The sequence below is a fragment of the Pseudoalteromonas sp. T1lg75 genome (genome assembly GCF_002964705.1).
GTDB lineage: Bacteria > Pseudomonadota > Gammaproteobacteria > Enterobacterales > Alteromonadaceae > Pseudoalteromonas.
The window spans coordinates 242,187-261,660 of sequence record NZ_PQCD01000033.1 but is presented as its reverse complement, the minus strand read 5'-3'; the positions used below and the strand labels follow the sequence as shown (position 1 = coordinate 261,660).

12 protein-coding genes are annotated in these 19,474 nt (G+C 49.7%); 6 read left to right on the top strand and 6 right to left on the bottom strand.

Features of this window, described 5'->3' with window-relative positions; genetic code table 11:
- Positions 1 to 35 precede the first annotated feature (35 nt).
- Positions 36 to 584 (top strand): hypothetical protein, encoded by a 549-nt coding sequence (locus C2M36_RS07780; RefSeq protein ID WP_105189235.1) that lies wholly within the window; start codon positions 36 to 38, stop codon positions 582 to 584.
- Entirely contained in the window at positions 581 to 3,454 is a 2,874-nt protein-coding gene (locus C2M36_RS07775) for a prolyl oligopeptidase family serine peptidase (RefSeq protein WP_105254416.1), read from the top strand. Before C2M36_RS07780 ends, C2M36_RS07775 begins: the two co-directional genes overlap by 4 nt.
- A 46-nt stretch (positions 3,455 to 3,500) precedes the next feature.
- Here C2M36_RS07775 and C2M36_RS07770 read toward each other — a convergent pair whose 3' ends face one another.
- Positions 3,501 to 4,427 (bottom strand): tetratricopeptide repeat protein, encoded by a 927-nt coding sequence (locus tag C2M36_RS07770; RefSeq protein ID WP_234399117.1) that lies wholly within the window; start codon positions 4,425 to 4,427, stop codon positions 3,501 to 3,503.
- A 599-nt stretch (positions 4,428 to 5,026) separates the two neighbouring features.
- Here C2M36_RS07770 and C2M36_RS07765 point away from each other — a divergent pair.
- The 3 genes from C2M36_RS07765 (at position 5,027) to C2M36_RS07755 (ending at position 8,881) form a co-directional block, all read left to right on the top strand.
- On the top strand, positions 5,027 to 7,357 hold the full coding sequence (locus C2M36_RS07765; RefSeq protein ID WP_105254415.1) for a sensor domain-containing protein: 2,331 nt from the start codon (positions 5,027 to 5,029) through the stop codon (positions 7,355 to 7,357).
- A 28-nt stretch (positions 7,358 to 7,385) separates the two neighbouring features.
- Positions 7,386 to 7,682, top strand: coding sequence for a hypothetical protein (locus C2M36_RS07760; RefSeq protein WP_105254414.1), 297 nt, complete (start codon positions 7,386 to 7,388; stop codon positions 7,680 to 7,682).
- Between the two features lie 116 nt (positions 7,683 to 7,798).
- A complete protein-coding gene (locus C2M36_RS07755) occupies positions 7,799 to 8,881 on the top strand; it encodes a leucine-rich repeat domain-containing protein (RefSeq protein WP_105254413.1) in 1,083 nt (360 codons plus the stop codon).
- Between the two features lie 12 nt (positions 8,882 to 8,893).
- On the opposite strand, the gene C2M36_RS07750 is transcribed toward C2M36_RS07755, so the two are convergent.
- On the bottom strand, positions 8,894 to 9,592 hold the full coding sequence (locus C2M36_RS07750; RefSeq protein ID WP_234399116.1) for a Crp/Fnr family transcriptional regulator: 699 nt from the start codon (positions 9,590 to 9,592) through the stop codon (positions 8,894 to 8,896).
- 228 nt (positions 9,593 to 9,820) lie between these two features.
- On the opposite strand from C2M36_RS07750, the gene C2M36_RS07745 reads away from it, so the two are divergent.
- Complete coding sequence (locus C2M36_RS07745; RefSeq protein ID WP_158678879.1) at positions 9,821 to 11,695, top strand: TonB-dependent receptor; 1,875 nt, start codon at positions 9,821 to 9,823, stop codon at positions 11,693 to 11,695.
- 22 nt (positions 11,696 to 11,717) lie between these two features.
- Here C2M36_RS07745 and C2M36_RS07740 read toward each other — a convergent pair whose 3' ends face one another.
- From C2M36_RS07740 to C2M36_RS07725, 4 genes are all read right to left on the bottom strand, one after another.
- Positions 11,718 to 12,575, bottom strand: a complete 858-nt coding sequence (locus C2M36_RS07740; RefSeq protein ID WP_105254410.1) for a LamG domain-containing protein — start codon at positions 12,573 to 12,575, stop codon at positions 11,718 to 11,720.
- Complete coding sequence (locus tag C2M36_RS07735; RefSeq protein ID WP_105254409.1) at positions 12,565 to 14,022, bottom strand: sensor histidine kinase; 1,458 nt, start codon at positions 14,020 to 14,022, stop codon at positions 12,565 to 12,567. The genes C2M36_RS07740 and C2M36_RS07735 overlap by 11 nt, the downstream gene beginning before the upstream one ends.
- A gap of 108 nt (positions 14,023 to 14,130) precedes the next feature.
- A complete protein-coding gene (locus C2M36_RS07730) occupies positions 14,131 to 14,613 on the bottom strand; it encodes a hypothetical protein (protein WP_105254408.1) in 483 nt (160 codons plus the stop codon).
- 56 nt (positions 14,614 to 14,669) lie between these two features.
- Complete coding sequence (locus C2M36_RS07725; protein ID WP_105254407.1) at positions 14,670 to 19,178, bottom strand: carboxypeptidase regulatory-like domain-containing protein; 4,509 nt, start codon at positions 19,176 to 19,178, stop codon at positions 14,670 to 14,672.
- Positions 19,179 to 19,474 lie beyond the last annotated feature (296 nt).

Sequence of the window (19,474 nt, the reverse complement as noted above, 5' to 3'; positions counted from 1 at the left end):
ATTGATAATGACAAATATTGACATGGTACATATCGATGGAACGAGTTTTACTTTTCGCCTTGACGCTATTTTTAAGCGCTTGTGCAACTAAAGTGAGCCACCAGAAGATAGATTCCGATCGTCTCGAATCAGACGAGCAGGGTTATCTTCTAATAGGCGTCAACACTAACCGCAGTTTAAAATCTATCCGTATTAGCGGCCCTCAAAACATTCTTTTGACCCCTAAAGACATTCGCCAAGGCAGCAACTACATACTCGTTGCTTTGCCCTTAGGAACCTATCATATAGAGCGGGTAGACTTGAATAGATATAGCTACCTGAAGCTAGATGATGAACAAAATTGGCAAATATCCCTGCAAAAAAGCCAAATAAATTATGTTGGCCACTTAGACATAGCTACAACTGGCTTTTGGCGTACACGGTCCTATATCGAATTAATAAACAGAAGTGCTCAAGCCTTAGCTTACCTCGAAGAAAGCTTTCCTAATCTGTTGCAACAAAGACACATCGCCTATGGTGGGCCGGGTGAAGATGGATTCCTAGAGTACGTCCAACAGCACAATATTAGTCAGGAGCAAAAATGAAATACTTACTTATATTAATTTGTTCACTTTTCTGCTCCCTGGCTCAAGCACAATTCATATCCAGTGAAGAGCTATTTCGTTCTGCAAACAATTACGATGCTCAGCTCTCTCCGAACGGGCAATGGATGAGTCATATTAATTTACCGAAGCTAACTGGTGAACAGAGAATCTTATTAACTAAGCTCGACTCAATGCAACAAACGAATATTCTCGAAATATCCGCAAAATTGAGGATCAGGGAGTACCGCTGGCTTAACGATGAGCAGCTCTACCTCACTGTTGTTAATAAAAATAAACCATATCGATTTGTCCTGACTTTATCGGACCTAGATAGCGAGCCAAAAAGCAAAAAAAAGGAACTCCAGCAAGCAGGATATATCGCCAGCTTTTTACCCTCTGAGCCAAATTACGTTTTATATGCAAAATCAACAGAACATGGCTATCGACTGTTTAAAATTTCCATTGAGGATTTACTCAATAGCCAATTTGGCAAGGCTAGGCTAATAGAAAAGAACATTGACGAAAACACCCGTGTTTTTTTCGACACTAAAGTAAATAAGCTCATTTCCTTTGCCTATCAACAAGAAGAAAACCGCATTCAAATTAAGCAGCGAGCAATGGGGGAAAGAAAATGGCAAGAGGTATTATCAATTAAGAACGACGACTCCTATTTTTTGCCCATCGGGTTTTTAACCGCCAATAAGCTAGCCGTTCTAAGCAACCAGAAAAGCGACAAAATTCAGGTGCATAGTTTTGATATTAAAACAAAAACACTAGGCGAGGTACTGTATGCCCACGACCGCTATGACGTACAAGACGCCTGGGTCAGTGAGCAAGGCCCGCTTTTGCAAAGCATAGCCTACTATCAATCTGGTCGTTATAAACGAGAATATTTGGCCTCCAGCTACAGCCGTGTCAAGCAACAAATTGCCCCCTTGTTGGCCGAAACCTCCTTCTTTTTTACCGCCGTAAATTTACCCACCGAGCAATATATTATCTTTACTCATGGCTCAGATAGCCGCGGCAGCTATTACTTATTTAATGGCAAAGAGAAACATTTAGAACAACTATTTTCTGAATATGAAGGTGAACCTTTGCAATTAGCAAAAACAGAGTTTATTCAGTTTAAGGCTGGCGACGGCCACACCATTGAAGCTTTTCTCACACAGCCCCTACACTTTAGCAATGATACCTTACTCATATATCCTCACGGCGGCCCTATAGGGGTTCAAGATACACAAGAGTTCAATGCTACCGTACAGTACTTGGCTAATCGCGGGTTCAGTGTATTAAAAGTTAACTTTCGCGGTTCATCCGGTTATGGAAAATCCTTCCAAAAAATGGGCGTAGGACAATTTGGTCAGCTAATTGAAGAAGACATCATGGCGACGCTGGCCCATATCAAGGCCCAGCAAAGGTTCAAATACAAGTGCGCCATGGGCAATAGTTACGGCGGCTACTCGGCGACCTTATTAGCCATAATGCACCCGGAAGAATTTCAATGTGTCATCGCGGGGTTCGGCATTTATGATCTGCCGCTATTATTCAACATGAGTAACCTAAGGGCACAAAAAGAATTTAGAGAATTTGTAGCTCGCACTGTAGGTGAATATAACGACAACCTCACGCAACTATCCCCTTTATATCGCCACCAAGAGTTACAGGCTCCCATTCTGCTGATTGCCGGTGAGCAGGACGATACCTCAGGGTTTGAGCAAAGTTACCGATTCAATTATGTGCTTAAGCAGCAAGGTGCAGACATTGAGCACGTCTTTTTTGAGGACGTAGGTCATGGTTTCAGCCTTTGGCGACATGAACAAGCTTATGCTGCATTAGTAGCCGATTTTATCCAGCGAAAATTGTCTCTACCCAAATGGCAACAACATATCGACAGTTCCTCGGATAGGGCTGCGGTTGCCAACGATTATTGGTCGATAGCGAGGACGTTATCAGCCAATGATGTGTCAGCTTCTCGTGCTAAAGCAGCACAGGATTACTTCGTTCAAGCCGCCCAGCTAGAGCACAATGAAGCCATGTTGTATGCCGCGTATCGCAAACATCATGGCATTGATACCGAGGTGGATTTAGCAGCTGCGGCTTCAATGTACGAACAAGCGATTGAACTTGAAAATAAGTTTGCTTATCAACATCTCGCTGAGCTTTACTGGGTGGGTATCAATCATAAGCCCAATATTGACAAAGCACTGGACAATGCTGAGCAGGCATATATCCATGACGATTCACTTTATAATCTGTTTGCCGTCACAACAATGCATTGCACCGCACCTGCTCCATTTAGTGATTACCAAAAGTGTTTAACGCACCTAGAAAAAGCACAAAAACAAGGTGACGTAATAGCTAACCTATCCAAACTGGAAAAATTCATCGCCGAAATCGTAATCGAAAATCGCTTTTCACCCACACAACGACAACAGGTTGTATCTGCTATTGAAAAAATGCTCAATAACACTGATGAAGATTACAGCCTTAATCTTATAGATAGCGGTTTTTACTATGAACAACAAAGCGACAAGCACCTACGCCCCAATGAATATATACATCTAGGTGAACAGTGGCCGGACACCGAAAATAGCCATGAAGCGAGTTACTTTGGGCTACGTTATGAATTGGACCAAGATGGTATAGACTCACGCAAAAGCCGCTTTACCGTCTTCCTTAAATGGCAGCACCGGGACACAAACGGGCAACTTCTGAATACCCGTTACGAGATTCAATTGGGCTCCCCCCTTGATCAGTGGCGCAACCTTTTATACTTCAATGACAAGGACAAGGGTACTTGGAATTTAAAGGTCTATAACGCTCAGGCACAACAGTTATACGCAACCAGCTACCATATTCCTTTGCTATAAAAAACGGCGGCCACTGGCCGCCGTTTTTTATCTTAATCTATCTTGCTTAGCCGTTAACGATATCGTTGAAGCTGGCGTTATCATGCAAGCTGGCAAAGGCGCTTTCGTGCAGCAGCTCGTTACGCAGATTTGGCGAGTATTCCAACGCCATACGAATATCAGCAAGGGCATCGCTGTGCTTGTGAGTCATGGCGTAGGCGCAAGCACGTTGCCAATAGGCATAACCATAGTCAGAGTCAACCTCCAGGGCTTGGTTGCAGAGGATAATCGCCTGCTGAATATCACCGAGCTCAAGCAATGCATCGGCCTTGTAGGCGATGGCTTCAACGTCTTCGGGCTTGCGAGCGAGGATTTCATCATAGATCTCCACCTTAGTGCCAAAGTCGCTTTCAAGGTTGGCCCGCATCCACAACGAGTGGATTTCATTGGTAATGGTGATCTTTTTCTGGTTATTGAGGATTTCTTCAGAACGCTCACGGAGCTGGCTTTCTAAACCGGCCAGCCGCGATTCATACTCTTCGGTAATCGCTTTGACCCGGGTGTTGACTATGTCTTCTACCTTGTTTTTAACATCACGCAATGAATTCCAGCCCACCAGTACAAGAATAGATACGGTGGCCGTGATCAAGATAAATAGGTTATTCATTGTGTCTGTGGTGTAGCCAAGGGCGCGATCGGCCGTGTCCAGCTGAGCATGCGCTATCTTTTCCACGTATTCGGCACGCAAGGCTTGCTGATCTTTGCGCACGGCCTGTAATTCATCGAGAATGTAACGCTCTATCAGTGGGCGATACATGGGCTCGTTTAACTCAGACACCGTTTGCTGGGCCTGTGCTTGTTGCGCTTGAGAAAGTCCTTTCGCCTGCTGCTCGGGTAGCGTATCTGCTGGCTGCTCAGTTTGGGCCCAAACCGATTGCAGCGTCAAAACGCTCAACATAAAACCAAATAGTAGGTAATTTACCCATTTCAGCATGCTTAGATCCTTTTCTCTTATTTTTTGCAGCCCCTATGATGCCAGCTTGGCGACGCCCAGGCAAAAAAAAGCCAGCTACAAATATAGCTGGCTAACCTGCTTAACAACAATAAAGGTTCAAAGGAACATTAACAGGAGTGAAGGGCCATAATAGTTACCGGACAATGAACCCATACTTAATTGATTTTACATACACTTATATTTTTATTGCGGCTAGATTAACTGGTATTTTTGGGCATAATGGATAGTAACTGAATAAAATTAACGCAGCCCGAGAAACAATATAATTGAGCGGTTTATAGACAAATGCGTTACCAAGATATGTTTCAGCCAGGTGTTGCGCCGAATGTCGGCTTTGTTTGTTTCAACCGAGCTTTTCAACCGAGCTTTCAACCGAGCCGTCAAGCGAGTTTGCAACCAGGGGAATGTGGTCTTTACTTCCTTATATAACAGCCGTGTTCGGCCGCGCGCAAAGCAACACAGATAAAAATAACCTGTTTGCGCAGCAAGGAAGACAATCATGGGCGCTAACCTCATCTAGCTTATAGGGTTTTGAAATGGGTCGGGACTTGCCAGGTCATGCTAATTTAGGATTATAAATGTTTGATATAAACAAAATATACAAGGGTAAGATTTTTTTGTTTGCGGTCGTTATATCGGCGTTCTCAACCCTGGCAATGATACTGGTCTACAAGCTTTTCGCGCAAAATATGCATGACATCGCCAAGGTGCTTTTTCTCCTGTGCACCCAACTGTTGTTAACCATGAGCTTACTGCTGTTTGTGATCCGCAAAGTCAATAAGCATGCCGCCGTTATCAAGCGGCTGCTCAACTCCATCAACGATGTGGTGCTGATCAAGGACTATCACGGCAACTTCAAGTTTTGTAACGACACCATGGCCAAGCTCTACAACTGCTCCCCGGAGCAAATGGTGGGCAAAGACGACTATTACTTTACCCAAAATCAAGAGCAAGCCGACTTTTTCAAGGACAATGTCCAAGGCATTATGCGTCGCTTTGAAATAGAAGAAGTGTACGAGTCGTCCACTGACGCCAATACCGGCGAAATCCGTCATTTTCATTCCGTAAAGGTGCCTTTTCGCGATGTTCGCAACCAACTTCATATCGCCGTTATAGCCAAAGACATCACCGAAATCACCCGCCTTAAAGAAGAAGCCGACAGAAACAAAAAACGCCTCGAGCATGTGTTGGATGTGTCCGAAGAAGGGCTATGGGAATGGAATGTGCAGACCAATCAGGTGTTGCATAACCGCCAATGGGAGCTGATCACCGGCATTGAGCACAGCGACAAGTCATTCCAAGAGTTTGAAAGCTGTATTGTCCCCGAAGACCGACCCATGGTGGCCAAGGTGCTGAAAAAGCTATTGCAAGATCATCAGTCCTACAGCATTGAATTTCGTATGAAAAAGCCCAGCGGTGAGGTGATCTGGATTTGGGATCGCGGCCGTGTTGCCGAGTTTGACGACAACAATCAACCGCTGTGGTTGGTCGGCCTAGCACTGGATATCACCGAAGAGAAAAACAATCAGGATAAGATCGTAAACCTGGCCTATTTTGACCAGCTTACCGGCCTGCTGAACCGCGCTCAGTTAGAAATTGAATTAGAAAAAACCATAAAAGCAAATCAAAAAAGTAATAGTTTCAGCGCCTTATTGTTTCTCGATCTGGATCGCTTTAAGTTACTCAACGACAGCTTTGGCCACCATATCGGCGATCAGTTGCTCAAGGTGGTGGCCGAGCGTTTAAAACAGATTAATCAGGATCGGGGCATCATCTCCCGTTTTGGCGGCGACGAATTTGTTATTGTGCTGCCGCACCTCAATATGGACCAAGCCAAGGCCTTGCATAGCGCCGAGCAATTTGCCGAGCGGGTGCTGAAAGAAATTTCCAAGTCGACGTCGTTAGCCAGCGACGTGCAGGATATAGACGTCGATTACTCGATCACCGGCAGTATTGGCGGCGTGGTGTTTACCGCCGATGACCTGTGCACCATGAAGCTGTTGCAACTGGCGGATATGGCCTTGTACCGCACCAAAGCCAGCGGTGGTCAAAAGGCAATGATCTTCGATACCAATATGCAGGATGAACTGCGTCAGATCAGTGAACTGCAAAAAGCCATGCATGATTCCATCACCAATCGTGATTTTTGTATCTATCTGCAGCCCAAGTTCGATATGAACGAAACGCTGATCGGCGCCGAGGCCTTAGTGCGCTGGCAGCATCCCAGCCTGGGTATATTAAGCCCAGATGTGTTTATGCACATGGCCGAAGAAAGCAATTTGATCGTGCCCATAGGCGCCATAGTGCTAGAGCGGGCTTGCCAGCAACTCGAGCAATGGCAAAGTCAGGCCCACAGTAAGCACCTGCATATAGCGGTCAACCTCAGCGCCAAGGAGATTTGGCGCGCCCACTTTGTCGAAGACTTTATTAAGGTGGTAGAGCAATACCAGATTGACCACAGTAAGCTAATTGTTGAAGTCACCGAGTCGGTGCTTATTCGCGATATTAATGATGCCACCGAAAAGCTCAATAAACTCAGAGAGTTTGGCGTGTCCATCGCCCTGGATGATTTCGGCACCGGCTATTCTTCATTGAGTTATTTACGCTCGCTGCCCATAGATGAAATTAAAATCGACCGCACCTTTGTGCAAGACATGGTCAGCGACGAGCACGCGCACCTGGTGGTGAAATCGATTATCGATTTAGCGAATAACTTTAATTTGACCGTTGTGGCCGAAGGCGTTGAAATGAAAGAGCATTTTAATCTACTGAAATCCTATAAGGTCGACTCTTATCAGGGCTATTATTTCAGTAAGCCGGTGTCTGCAACCGAGCTTGAGCGCCTGTTTATGGCTTCGGACAGCAAGACCAAGACCGAGCAAGGCGAGTCCTTGCTGCCATCAACCTAAAAATAAACTAAGAGATGGAGTCCAGCTAATGACAGAGTCACCCGCATCGCCGCCAAGCAACACAGACGAAAAATGGTTGGAGGCCGAAGTCTGTTATTTAAACCTTGAAGGGGGCTTTTTCGGCCTAGTTACCCGCGATGGCAAGCGCCTTTTACCACTAAACCTGCCTGCAACCTTTTCACAAGCCGGCGCTCAGGTCAAACTACAAGGCTATGCCCAGCGAGATATGATGACCATACAGCAATGGGGCACCCCTTTTCATCTTACTCAAATTGAATTTATCGACCCAGTGAACAAGGCCAAGCCACACAATCCCCTGATTTAAAAACCTTTGTAAACGCTGACTTGCTCGGCTCAGGTGCGCTACAATGGAGCTGCGCCTGGCCCCAACAGCAATGACGCAAGGAACCGAGTTAAGCCACACAAATCATGGATGAGTAGATGAAATCACGTCGATTAAATAGACCCCTGGTGTTCGTTTTAGTGCCCCTATTGGCCATTGTTTTAGCTGGCCTGTTTGCCTACACCTACACCCCATACACGCTGACCTCAGAGGATGTCATTCTAGATAGTAGCAGCGGCACCCTGGTCAAATACCAAGGTAATTATGGCCCGCGTACCTTTATCTCAGATTATGTTGCCGTGCGTATTCCCAGTAATCTCGATGGGGTGAGTATCACCCATATCGCGCCGTCGGCGTTTGAGCGTATCAGGCTCTCCAAGGTCATTATTGGCGAGGCGGTCACCCACATCGGCAAGCGCGCCTTTTGGGACAGCAAACTCAGCGGCGTTCGCCTGCCTGCAGCCCTGACACACATTGGCGAAGATGCCTTTAGATTTAATGAGTTAGTAAGTGTAGATTTACCGGACACGCTGAGCAGGATTGACGCCGGGGCGTTCGAGTACAACCTGCTGACCCAAGTTAATCTGCCCGACTCGCTGAGTCATTTGGGGGCGGATGCCTTTCGGGTCAACAAGCTCACTTCGGTCGCTCTTCCCGCGGCGGTGACACGAATTGATGAAGGCACCTTTGAGCACAATACCCTCACGGCCATCACCCTGCCAAAAACACTGGAGCATATTCACTATTCCGCGTTTCGCTATAACCGCATTGAAAAGGTAAACGGCAAGATCACACATGGCTTTATTTATGGGGAAGAGTCTAACCGCACCTTGATTGCCTATGGCGGCGAACGTAAGGCCATTACCCTGGCCGATTCGGTCACCAGCATAGCCCCTCATGTCTTTGATTGCCAACACCTAACGGCCGTCACCCTGCCAGACTCGCTGATCCATATAGGCACTAGCGCCTTTGATAGTAACGAGCTCACCGAGGTGATCCTGCCCGACTCCGTTACCTCGATTGGCAGTTATGCGTTTTGGGGGAATCCAACGGCCGAGATAACTGCTCCGGCAGCGCTGAAAAGTATGGGCACCGACGCGTTAAAAACGCGCCTGCACCCAAGTTGGGACTATATGGATGAGCTCAGAAGAAGTCTATGCATAGTTGATGAGCCAGCCTAACCAATACGCCCTTTACTCATTGGCCAGGGCGTATAACTCATCGATATCACTGATGTAGATTTTTTTACGTTTAACCTCGAGTACGCCCTCTTGCTTTAAGCGGGTGAACTCGCGGCAGACCGCCTCGGAGGAAACACCCAGCAAATTAGCAATATCGGCACGACTCATGGGTAACTCAAAACACAGGGTCGGCACCCTTGAGCTGCCCAGGCGCGAGGAAAGGTTCAGCAACAAGGAAGCGACGGCCGACTTAATACTTTTTGTTGGCAATTGACGCAGATGCTGATCGGCGGAAAATTCCTGGCTGATCAGACTTAGCATGGTCAGCAATACATCGGAGTTGGCAACCGAGTCCTGTAGCAGACGCGCAAAAGGAATTTCGCACACTCGCGAGTCCTGCAACGCCGACACCGAATAAAAGTGTTGCTGCTGTGCCAAACCGCCAACGCCAATAACATCGCCGGGAAAATACAGCCCGGTGACCACTTCCTTGCCCGAGGTCGTTAGTCGATAACTTTTGAATGCACCGGATTGCACCAGGTAAAGGGCTTTAAATTCATCCTCTTGGCGGAACAAGTGCTGCTCGGCGTCAAGGGATTTGCTGCCCTTCACCAACTCGCTTAGGCGCACCTGAGGTGTCTTCTGAGCGGTCTTGGCTTGCTTGCCTAAGCCCAGCTTAGGTGCCAACAGGTTAAAAATACTTCCTTGCATAGCCAGCTCCAAATTCACACTGTTCAATGGCATGTTGTGATCAATCATGGGTGCCTCGCTACATTCAATTCGCTGTTCGTGTCTTGCATGCTGCTAATTTAGCCAATTCAATGGGGCGCTCGCTATGCGTAGATGTACCTATGGGGGATCGGAAACTACTTATATTGACGTAAAAGTGAACATGGTAGCGTGCCTTATCAGTTATTTTTCGAGGTCGAGGCCTTGCCCATGAAGTTAATACGCACCGCACTCACCCCTTTAGTTTTATCCGCTCCAGGATTTGTCACTGTGGCAGCCCACGCCGATGGCATGGAGCATATTGAGGTGCTCAGCAGCACCTCGAACTTTTATCAATCCAGTCTGAAGTTAATCGAGGTCCAGCACATCGACCTGCAGCAAGCCCAGGGCTCGCCATTGCAGTTGTCGGAATTGCTGGCGCAGGAACCGACCATTTCCCTCAACGGTCAGGGCGGCATGATGCAAATGTACAGCATGCGCGGCTTTTCCCGCTGGCGAGTGCAAACCCTGGTAGAAGGCATTCCCATTTATGGCGATCGTCGCGCCGGCAGCGCCGCCGAATTTATCGACCCGGCGTTAATTAGACAGGTGCAGGTAATTCCCGGGGCCGCTTCAACCTACTATGGATCCGGGGCCATGGGCGGCGCCGTGGATATCAAACTGAACCGCGTCGAGGGTCAACAATTGGATGCCCAATGGCAAAGCAATAACCAGGCGCAACATCTGGCCTGGCAGGGGAGCAAAGAAGGCATTTCCTGGGGAATGTCGACCCGCACTGCCGATGAAGGCGAAAGCGCCGATGGCAACAGCATCTACAACGGCTATGAAAACCACAACGTGTTTTTAAGTGCCGACCTTGAGCTTCCCTACCTCACGCGTGCCTGGGTGCTCTATAGCGAAGGCAACAATCTGGGTAAGGCCAGTGCTTCGCCACTGAGCAAGAAACGCACCCTCTACCCACGCAATGATCATCTCTTAGCCAAGGCGGAGTTTGATTTTGACCAGATTTATGCCGATGTCTATGTGCACAATGCCCATCTCGATACCTATATTGAGCGCCCCAACAAGCGCATCAATACCCTGAGTAATTCATCCTTGGATTATGGGGCGGCGCTTTACGGCTATCAGTATTTTGGCGATTGGCAGGGCAAATGGCGTTTGTCCTTCGATGCCAGAACCCAGGTGCAAGCGACAGAAAATGAGCTTGATTTAGCCTCGGGCCTAACCAGCAGCGACACCGTGCTGGACGCCAGCCAGTACCAGGGCGCCCTGGTGTACGATGCGACCCGTAGCCTGGATAACATCGACCTGTTGCTTGGTGCCCGCCTCGATTACAGTAAAACCAAGGCACAACAAGGGAGCCGCAACGACACCAATGTCAGTGGCTTTGCCGGTATTAGCTGGGCACTCACGCCCGAATTAGCGGCGAAGTTTATCACCAGTACGGCCTTTCGCCAGCCGGCGCTGACGGAAAGCTACTTTTTTGGTGAAACCCCCCGCGGCCGCGTGGAGGGCAATCTGGAGCTCGAGCCGGAGCAAAGCCTGGGCTTTGAAGCCAAGCTCTCCTACCAGAAATCGGATTTTAATTGGAGCGTCAGCGCCTTTTCCCAGCATATTGACGACTACATCGAACGCATCGATATCGATGCCGATACACGTCGCTATATCAATGTGGGCTCCGGGAAAATTAAAGGACTGGCATACAAGGCGGCATTTCAGGTAACCGACAACTTCTCCCTCGGCCTCGGTGGTCAGTGGCTTAACGGCGAGGATGAACAGGGGCGCCCCCTTGCCGACATTGGTGCCGGCGAACATAAACTCACTTCGACCTACCAGGGCGACCGTTGGCAATGGGATCTGGGTGCAACATTACGCAGTGCCAAGGACGAGGTGGGGCCCTCAGAGTTACCCCTGCCCAGCCATACCTTGCTTTCGACCAAACTGACCTATCAGCTCAATGAACGAACCAAGGTACGTCTGTGGCTCGACAATGCCGGTGATCGCCTCTATCGCGTCAGCGCCGATGACAGTGCACCCTACGCGCCGGGGCGAAACGTGGGCATTGCCATCAGCTACCAGTTTTAAGCGCTATTGAAGCAGTTGGGTGCTAGTTTTCTCCCAACTGCTGCGCCGCCAATTTATCTTTATTAAACAATGCGTTGACTTCTTTATCCGTTAAAATTAATTCCGACATAAAAAAGTCGTCGATAACGCCAGCAAAGGCATGCTTGCCTTGGGTGGCATGTTGCTTGGGGATCCCCCCTAAAAACACATCATTGACGATAGAGCTAACGCTAATGTTGGCGTCTTGGGCGGCATCAAGCTCACCGTTAATAAACAGCCGCGCTTGTTTACCATTATGCACCACAGCGACGTGCGTCCACTGGCCGTTTACCAGGCGAGTGTTACTTTTAACCACTGATTTTGGCTGGTATCCGGAGCTTGAGTAGATCAGTAACTCTACGCGTTTGTCTACCACTCTCAGCTTGTTACTTTGTACATCGCCATACCAGCCACCATACAAAGGATAAATTTGCTTGTCTTCCAGGGCCAGGGGCTTGAGCCACATGGCGATACTGATGCCACCATTTTCAAAGGTCACCTCACGCCAACGCGTAGTCGACAGCGGCTTACCAATTTTACAGCAGATATCCACACCCATATGAGCGTCCTGATGCACCGAGAAGTCTAGACCCTTGCCGGTTTTACCGGCACTGCGCGCGGCGCCGTGCAAGGTCCCTGGCCAAAAGCTGGCAAAGTCATCCAGTACTTGGTCACCCTCGCCCTCAAAGGAATAATAGCTGGAGTGACCGTGTAAATTGACCTGCAACACCTTGGATAATTCGTCTTCAACCTGTGTTTGTTCAACTCGCTGCAGCTGAGAAAACGCCAAGGCCGCTATGATGATAAAAATGGCGCACAGCAGCAGGGTCACTCGCAGCGCAAAGCTCATTTTAAACGTCATAAGCCACCTCCTCGCCAACGGCAGGTAAGGTCAAAGTAAAGTCGCATCCGCCCTGAGCATTGGCCTGATACTTCAAGGTACCATTGTGCGCCTTGGCAATCGCCAGGCTGATTGACAGCCCCACACCCATGCCTTGCTTCTTACTGGTATAAAAGGGTTCAAAAAGATGCTCGACGGCCTCGCCACTCACCCCCACGCCCTCATCGTGAATGCACAACTCCACCTCATTATTATCTCTGTTAAGGCAGGTAGAAATAACCACCTGAGCGCCCGGGTGACTGGCCTCAATGGCGTTTTTAATCAGGTTAATGCTCACCTGCTGCAACTGTACCGGATCGCCCTCGACATACAAGGGCGACGGATTGAGTTCGAGCACCAAACTCACCTGGTTACTGTTGGCCGTGGTCTCCACCATGTCGCTCACCTCGCGAAGCATGGTATTTGCATCCAGCCGCTGCATATCCATGGCCCGCAATTTCACAAAGTTGCGGATCCGTTGCAGCACCTTGCCACTGCGCAGCGCCTGCTCGGAAATTTTCTTTAGGGTCGTCGCTAACCATTGCTGCAGCTCGGCCTGCTGCTCGGGACGGGCGTTGTCGATACGGCGGGTGGCACTTTGGGCATAACTAGCAATGGCGGTTAGAGGCTGATTGATTTCATGGGTGATGGTGCTGACCATCTCGCCCATGCTGTTAAGCCTATCGAGGTGGGCGATTTGGTCGCGACTGGCCAAAAGTTTTTGCTCCGCTTCCAGGCGCTTTTTCAGCTCATCGCCAAGGCGTAATTGCATGCCATTAAGGGCTGTGACCACGGTTTGCAGCTCATCCGGAGAGCTTCGCTCCTTTTCCGTCCTGTCCAGCACCAAGGGTGGTATAGGCTTATCAAAGGTCAGGTTTTGTGCAAAGTCACTGATTTTACCGAGATGACGGGTTACCAGGTATTGAAACAGATAGAGGATAAAACCGGCCACTAAGAAGGTTTTAATGCCATTACTGATAACAATAAAATACACCCGGTCGGTGAGGCGGCTATATAACTCATCCAGACCCACCACGATTTGCAAAATCCCTAGGGGCGGCTCCTGCTCCCTGCCATGCTGATACAAGACAAAACGTTCATCGATAATTTCATTGGACATCACCTCACCGGCACGCCATTTCACCCTGTCGGTGGTAACAATACTGATACGCTCGATCCCAGGCAGCTTAACCAGTCCATCAAGTTGCAGCTGGAGCAACTGTATATTGCGGTCTTGCACATTGAGGGCAATGCTTTCAAGCTGGCTGTCTTTGATTTGATGAATCTCGGCATTGATATCGCTTACACCCTTGGTGTATTCCAAGTACAGTTGCAATGCCGACGATATTAGAGTGATCGCCGAGCTAAACAGGATGATATAGAGGATCAGCCGCCTGACCGTTCTATGCCGGGAAGAAAAGGTACGCATGGTATGGGTCCTCAACTGACTACCCCCCTTAGCCAGCGCCAAGGCGGTGTATTACTCTCTTTACCATACCTTAAATGGCGCAAACAGCCACTATAAACACAGCGACAATTAATTGTTTCCTTTATCCTTTTGGTCCTTTTTCTGCTTGCTGATGGCGTTTTCTACCGGCAGGCGGCCAATGGGCATCACCTTAACGGGCTTGGCGTTCGCGCACTCTTGCTGACGCTCCTCGGCGCTGATATCACGTAGCGATTTTGATTCGCCCTTGGCCGCATTCGTAGCTACTTTAGCCTTGGCAGGCTGTGTTTGGTTCGGCTTTTGTTGCTCCGTCATAGGCGTTTTCTGTTCATTGAGTTTGCGCTCCACGGGCAATTGATGCAAAGGGATCACCCTGGTTTCGCCCTCACACTCCGGTTTAGAAGCCGCTTGTTCAGGCTGTGCTTCCTTTTCAGGTTTGACATTGGTTGTCACCTTGGGAGGCTTGCTTTGGTTGGTGTCAACTTCGCCGTTATGGGCAAAAACGGGTGCGCTTACATTGAGGGTCATGAACGCAGTCAGGCCAATTAATAATCCGGGCTTAAAGGTTTTCATAATAACTGTCTCCTAAAGCAAATAAGGCGCCGAAACTCGGCGCCTTAGGGTTAGTTTTACGCTTTTCTGCGAACCAGAGTTAACGCCGCTAACATAAACAGTAGGTGGAACAGTGAACCACTGCTGCCCTTCTGCTTGTCGTTATCGGTTATTTTGACCGTGGTAACCACCTCGGCGTTCAATAACGTCTCATCGTCGGCACTGAGCAGGATATTAAACGACTCCATGGTTTCTACCTCGGCGTCATCCACCAGCTTAACGGTGAAGGACTTCGCCTCCCCATCTTGGTCATCCCAGTACAGCATGCCCGACGCAGGTTGATAATCCGCCAGCGCTTTAGCTGTGCCATCAAGACTTTGATAGTTCAGTGCCACGGCACCATCGCTGCCGCCGGTACGTTGTACCGTCACCACGACTTGATTGTCACCTTCATTAACTTCATAGGCGCTCACCTCGAAGCCAAACTCGCCCAACACGGGTTCGTTGACATTCAGGGTTACGGCAATTTCGTGGGCCGCATAGGCGGTATCGTCTTGCAGTAACAAGGTGGTCTGGTAGACACCCGGAGCCAAGGCGGCCGCATCGGCACCCAAGGTCAAGGCCTGTTGCTCGCCGACATTTAGCGCTCCACCATCTTCGGAGTAGGTGAACCAGCTTGCTTGCGGCTGTGCACACACCTGTTGCTGCCCCGAGGCAAGGCTAAAGGTGCGCGACATTACCAGGTCCATGGCATGCAAGGTGCCATCACAATCGAGGTCTAGACCCGCTTGCGAAAAGCTATTCATACCATCTACACGCGTTGCCCCAACCAGGCTTAGTTCGTTGTGCAAATCAACAACGTACAGATCTAAGATCTGATCGGCCTTGTCACTGCCTACCCCATTCTCGCCATTGGCGCTGACATACAGATGACCAACATTCGGGTTGTAGGCCAAACCAAAGGCAGGTAGACCAAGGTCGTATTCGGCGCTGACGCTGCCATCGAAGTTCACGCGATACAATTTCTGTGCATTGTAGCTACTGACCAGTAACTGATCGGCATGCGGATCATAGGCCAAGCCGCCAACCCCATTACCGTCCAGGTCTGGACACACGCGCTTGCCCGTCAACTGCATGGCGTTAAGGTCAAGCTCATGGATACAGTTTTCATCACTGAAAATGGCCTGCCAAGCGGTGTTGGTGCGGGTGTTGAACGCAAGATCCGCAACCAGATCATCGCCTGCCGCTAGCGGATTCAGGTCGATTACATCGCCGCTTTTCTGGCCCTGTTCGTCTAAACGATAGAGCTTGTTGTCACCGCCGAAGGCTTTGGCACTGTTAACCCAAACGCTGTTGGTCACCTTATCAACCACCATGCCATATGGGCGGGCAATGTTCAAAGCCTGTGCTTCCTGGTTATCGCCCAGGCTTGCCTCACTCGGGTTATCACCACTGGGTGGTGCGACTTCAGCAACCTTGTAGTTAAGCCCATAACTGCCTTCGTTGGCCAAGGTGATATCGCTGGCAACTTTGCGTCCGGCAACCACATCCAGTTCGAGCGCCTGAGCCGAGCTGGTTAGCAGACCGGCATTAAGGGCAACATTAAGCTCGCTGACCTGATCGTTGGCAATGCTTACGCTTTGCTCGGCCTGCGCATAGCCGCTAAGGGCGATGCTCATGCTCTGCTCACCGGCGGCATTAAACTGACGATAGAAGCCATCCTGAGCGGTTAATGTAACCTTACCCTGCTGGTTTTGTACCTGAGCTTGCGCTAACGGGGCCTGGGTGTTGGCATCGGTGATCATCCCTGCCAGCAAGCCACCCTCGGCAAAGCCACAGCCTAAACCGAACTCAACATTATCGATTTGCACATACCAGTCATAGGCATTATCAACACTCAGGGTGTAATAACGCCATCTTAGTCTGAAACTCTCAGCCCCCTCTAGGTAAGTGCCCAAGTCAACAACGACCTTGCCGATGCTGTCTGTGATCAGATTATGAATGTTCAGCCATTGACCACCGTCAACGCTGATATCAAAATCGAACACCGACTGGGCATACGCCTTAAAGGCCTGCTCATAACTCACGGTTTCAAAGCCTTGCAACGAAGCAACAGAGATAACAGGAGTGATCAACTCGGTATCGTAAAGGTTACGACCGCCGCGGTCGCTGTCCGCCGCCGCCGACATACCGCTGCCAGCGGTTAAGTTAGGACGACTCCATTGCTCACTGGTTTTCCACACCACGCCAGTACCGGCATTATCGACAACGGTCCAATCCGTAGGTGGGAAGTTCACATCTTCAAATTCGACCACAGAGGAGGTGCTGCTATCGGCCTTGTTGTAACCGGGAGCAACACACACATCCTTGTTCACCTGCAAGGCAATGTTACCTAGCTCGGTATCGCCATTGGCCTGAGTCGCCACATTTTGAGGATTATAACTGACGGACGAGGCCATCAGGTTTACCGGCCATCCGGCGTAACCATCCAGGGTAAATTCACCACTGATGGGGTCGGTGTTGATCACCGTATAAGGCACCAACTCGCCGCTTAGCTGCAAGCTCGCCGGTAATCCCCAACCGTGACCTGAACCATCAACCACCTTACCGCTAATGGTTGCCTTAGGTAGGGAAACCAAAGACGCGTCCTTAGTTAACTCACCTTCGCTGGCCACCTGCACCGAACCCAAGTCGGTCATAGGGTGACCATAAGCACGTGCCTTAAATTCATAGCTGCCCAGAGGCAAAGACAGTGTATAGACGCCTTGTGCATCGGCTATGGTGCTGTAGTCACCAAAACGTACTTCGGCGCCGGCCAGTGCTGCATTTGTCTCGCTGTCACGTATCACACCTGTAACCACGCCTTGCGGCTCGGCCTGACATTGATCGAGCTGGAATTTCGCGATGCGTGTTCCCCAAAGGGTTTCGAAATCGGTGTCAGCACCGTACTCACTGGAAAACCAGAAGGTGCAGTCATCGCTTGGGTCGATGGTCATTTGCGCACGCTCGCCCCAGCTGCCGTCGAACGAGTTCACCTGAGGTGCTAAACCTTCGGTGACGCTGCCTTCACCATAGCCAAGTTGGCCAAGAGGATCACTGGCTAAACGGCCACTGTAACGCATCGCCGGCAACATATCGGCACTGGAAACGCTATAGCCCAAAGCGATATTGCCCACCGCATCCATGGCCATACTGCCTAGCCAACGGCTGGCCGCATCGGGCGCATAGGTGCCTTGCTGATGAATAGTGGCTTCACTACCTGGGTTACGCACTTCATACCAGCGCACACCAAAATGCTTATCACCGGTTGCCACCGTGTGGTTTACCACCAGGCTGTCATGATCGCCAAAGTTGCGGTAAGCCAAACGGTACATCAGCGCTTGCTGATGAGCGTCTAGGGCGTTATAGCTGTCGCCACCCCAGGAGTCCTGAGCAACACAGGTTTTACCGCAGCTTTGATCGATGTCGAAAGGCTCGGTAGCCAAGGTCGCTAACAAGGCAAAGTTACTTTGCTCCGGGTTTTGCCAATCGGCCTCTAAGCCCCACAGCTGCAATGCGTCCGCGGCAACACCATGAACCTGATCATCGAGCATTTGCATAAAGTAGTTAGGCGAGCCTGCCTGTGGTGCGCGCATGCCATCCATATCCGCCGGTAAGGCGTTGTGCATATCGGCTTGGTCGAAATACAAGGTTTGTGCCGCTAGACCATGGAGCATTTTTTCACGCTCAAAGGCCACAACCGCCATCCCTTGCTTAGACTTGTCGACAGGAGAATATTGTGGCGCGGCCATATAATAGCCATCGCCCCAGACACCGAATTGCGCCTTGTCATACCATTTCGAGTCGGTGGCAATAAAATCGTAAAGATGCCACTCGCCGGTGGGATCGCCACTTTTCGACACCGCCACACATTGGTGCATCTTGGCGCCGTCAAACGCAGTTTGGCTTAGTAACCAGCGATCCGCTAAAACGTCATACAGGACCGCGCCATCGCGGTCTTGTTGCGCTGTCCAGCCGACAATAGCCGGTGGCTTGGCATCTGGATCGGCACACACGCCACCAAGCTCCTGCCAAAGCTGTGTAGTTGGCGTACGCCCTTGAACTAATTGGCCGTTCTTATCCCATACCGCATAGGACATGTTGACCACTTGCACTACGTGGTTGGCGCCTACATCTAAACTGGTATCCGGTACGGCGGCATCGCCCCAATCGGCGCCCTGGCCATCCAGGTTAAGACTGGGTTCTGAGATGGCTCGCTCACCCAGCGTAGTTTGTACCAGGGGATCGGTAAATCCATCTAAAGCCATTGAAACCAGGCTTTGTTGTTGTGCGTTATACAATTCGAGCTGATCCTCGAACTGGCCTGTTACTGACTTTGAAAGCGGCGCCTTACCCGCGGTGGCCAAGGTTGGGCTCACCGGTTTTAACGCCATGGCTGCATTGCTAGTACTCTGGCTTGTTAAATTCTTGACTGACTCACCAACCACTAGAGCCTGCGGCATCTCGGCAAAGGCATGATTACTGCCTATTAGCCCGAGCAAGCCAATAAGCACGCAGCTTTGCAATTTTGACTTGTTGAAGTTCATCAAAAGTCTCCTGTTATTTACTTTTATGACTCACGTATTCGCACTGCCGGTAACCAAACTCGAAATTATGCGAATTAGATACGTGTAAATAGCCGTTACATTTGTGCCTTTTGTATACTCATGCCAAAGTACGAAACTATCGTCGGGCTGTAACTGACAATTATCAGTTAACAGGATGTTATTTTTGTTTATCGGCTGTTTTTAACTTAGGAGTATGAATTTGCGGGTAAAAAAATCCGGGACAAATCAGCAATTGAAGAGCCCGGAGAACATGGAAAGAGGATGTTTAACGCTCG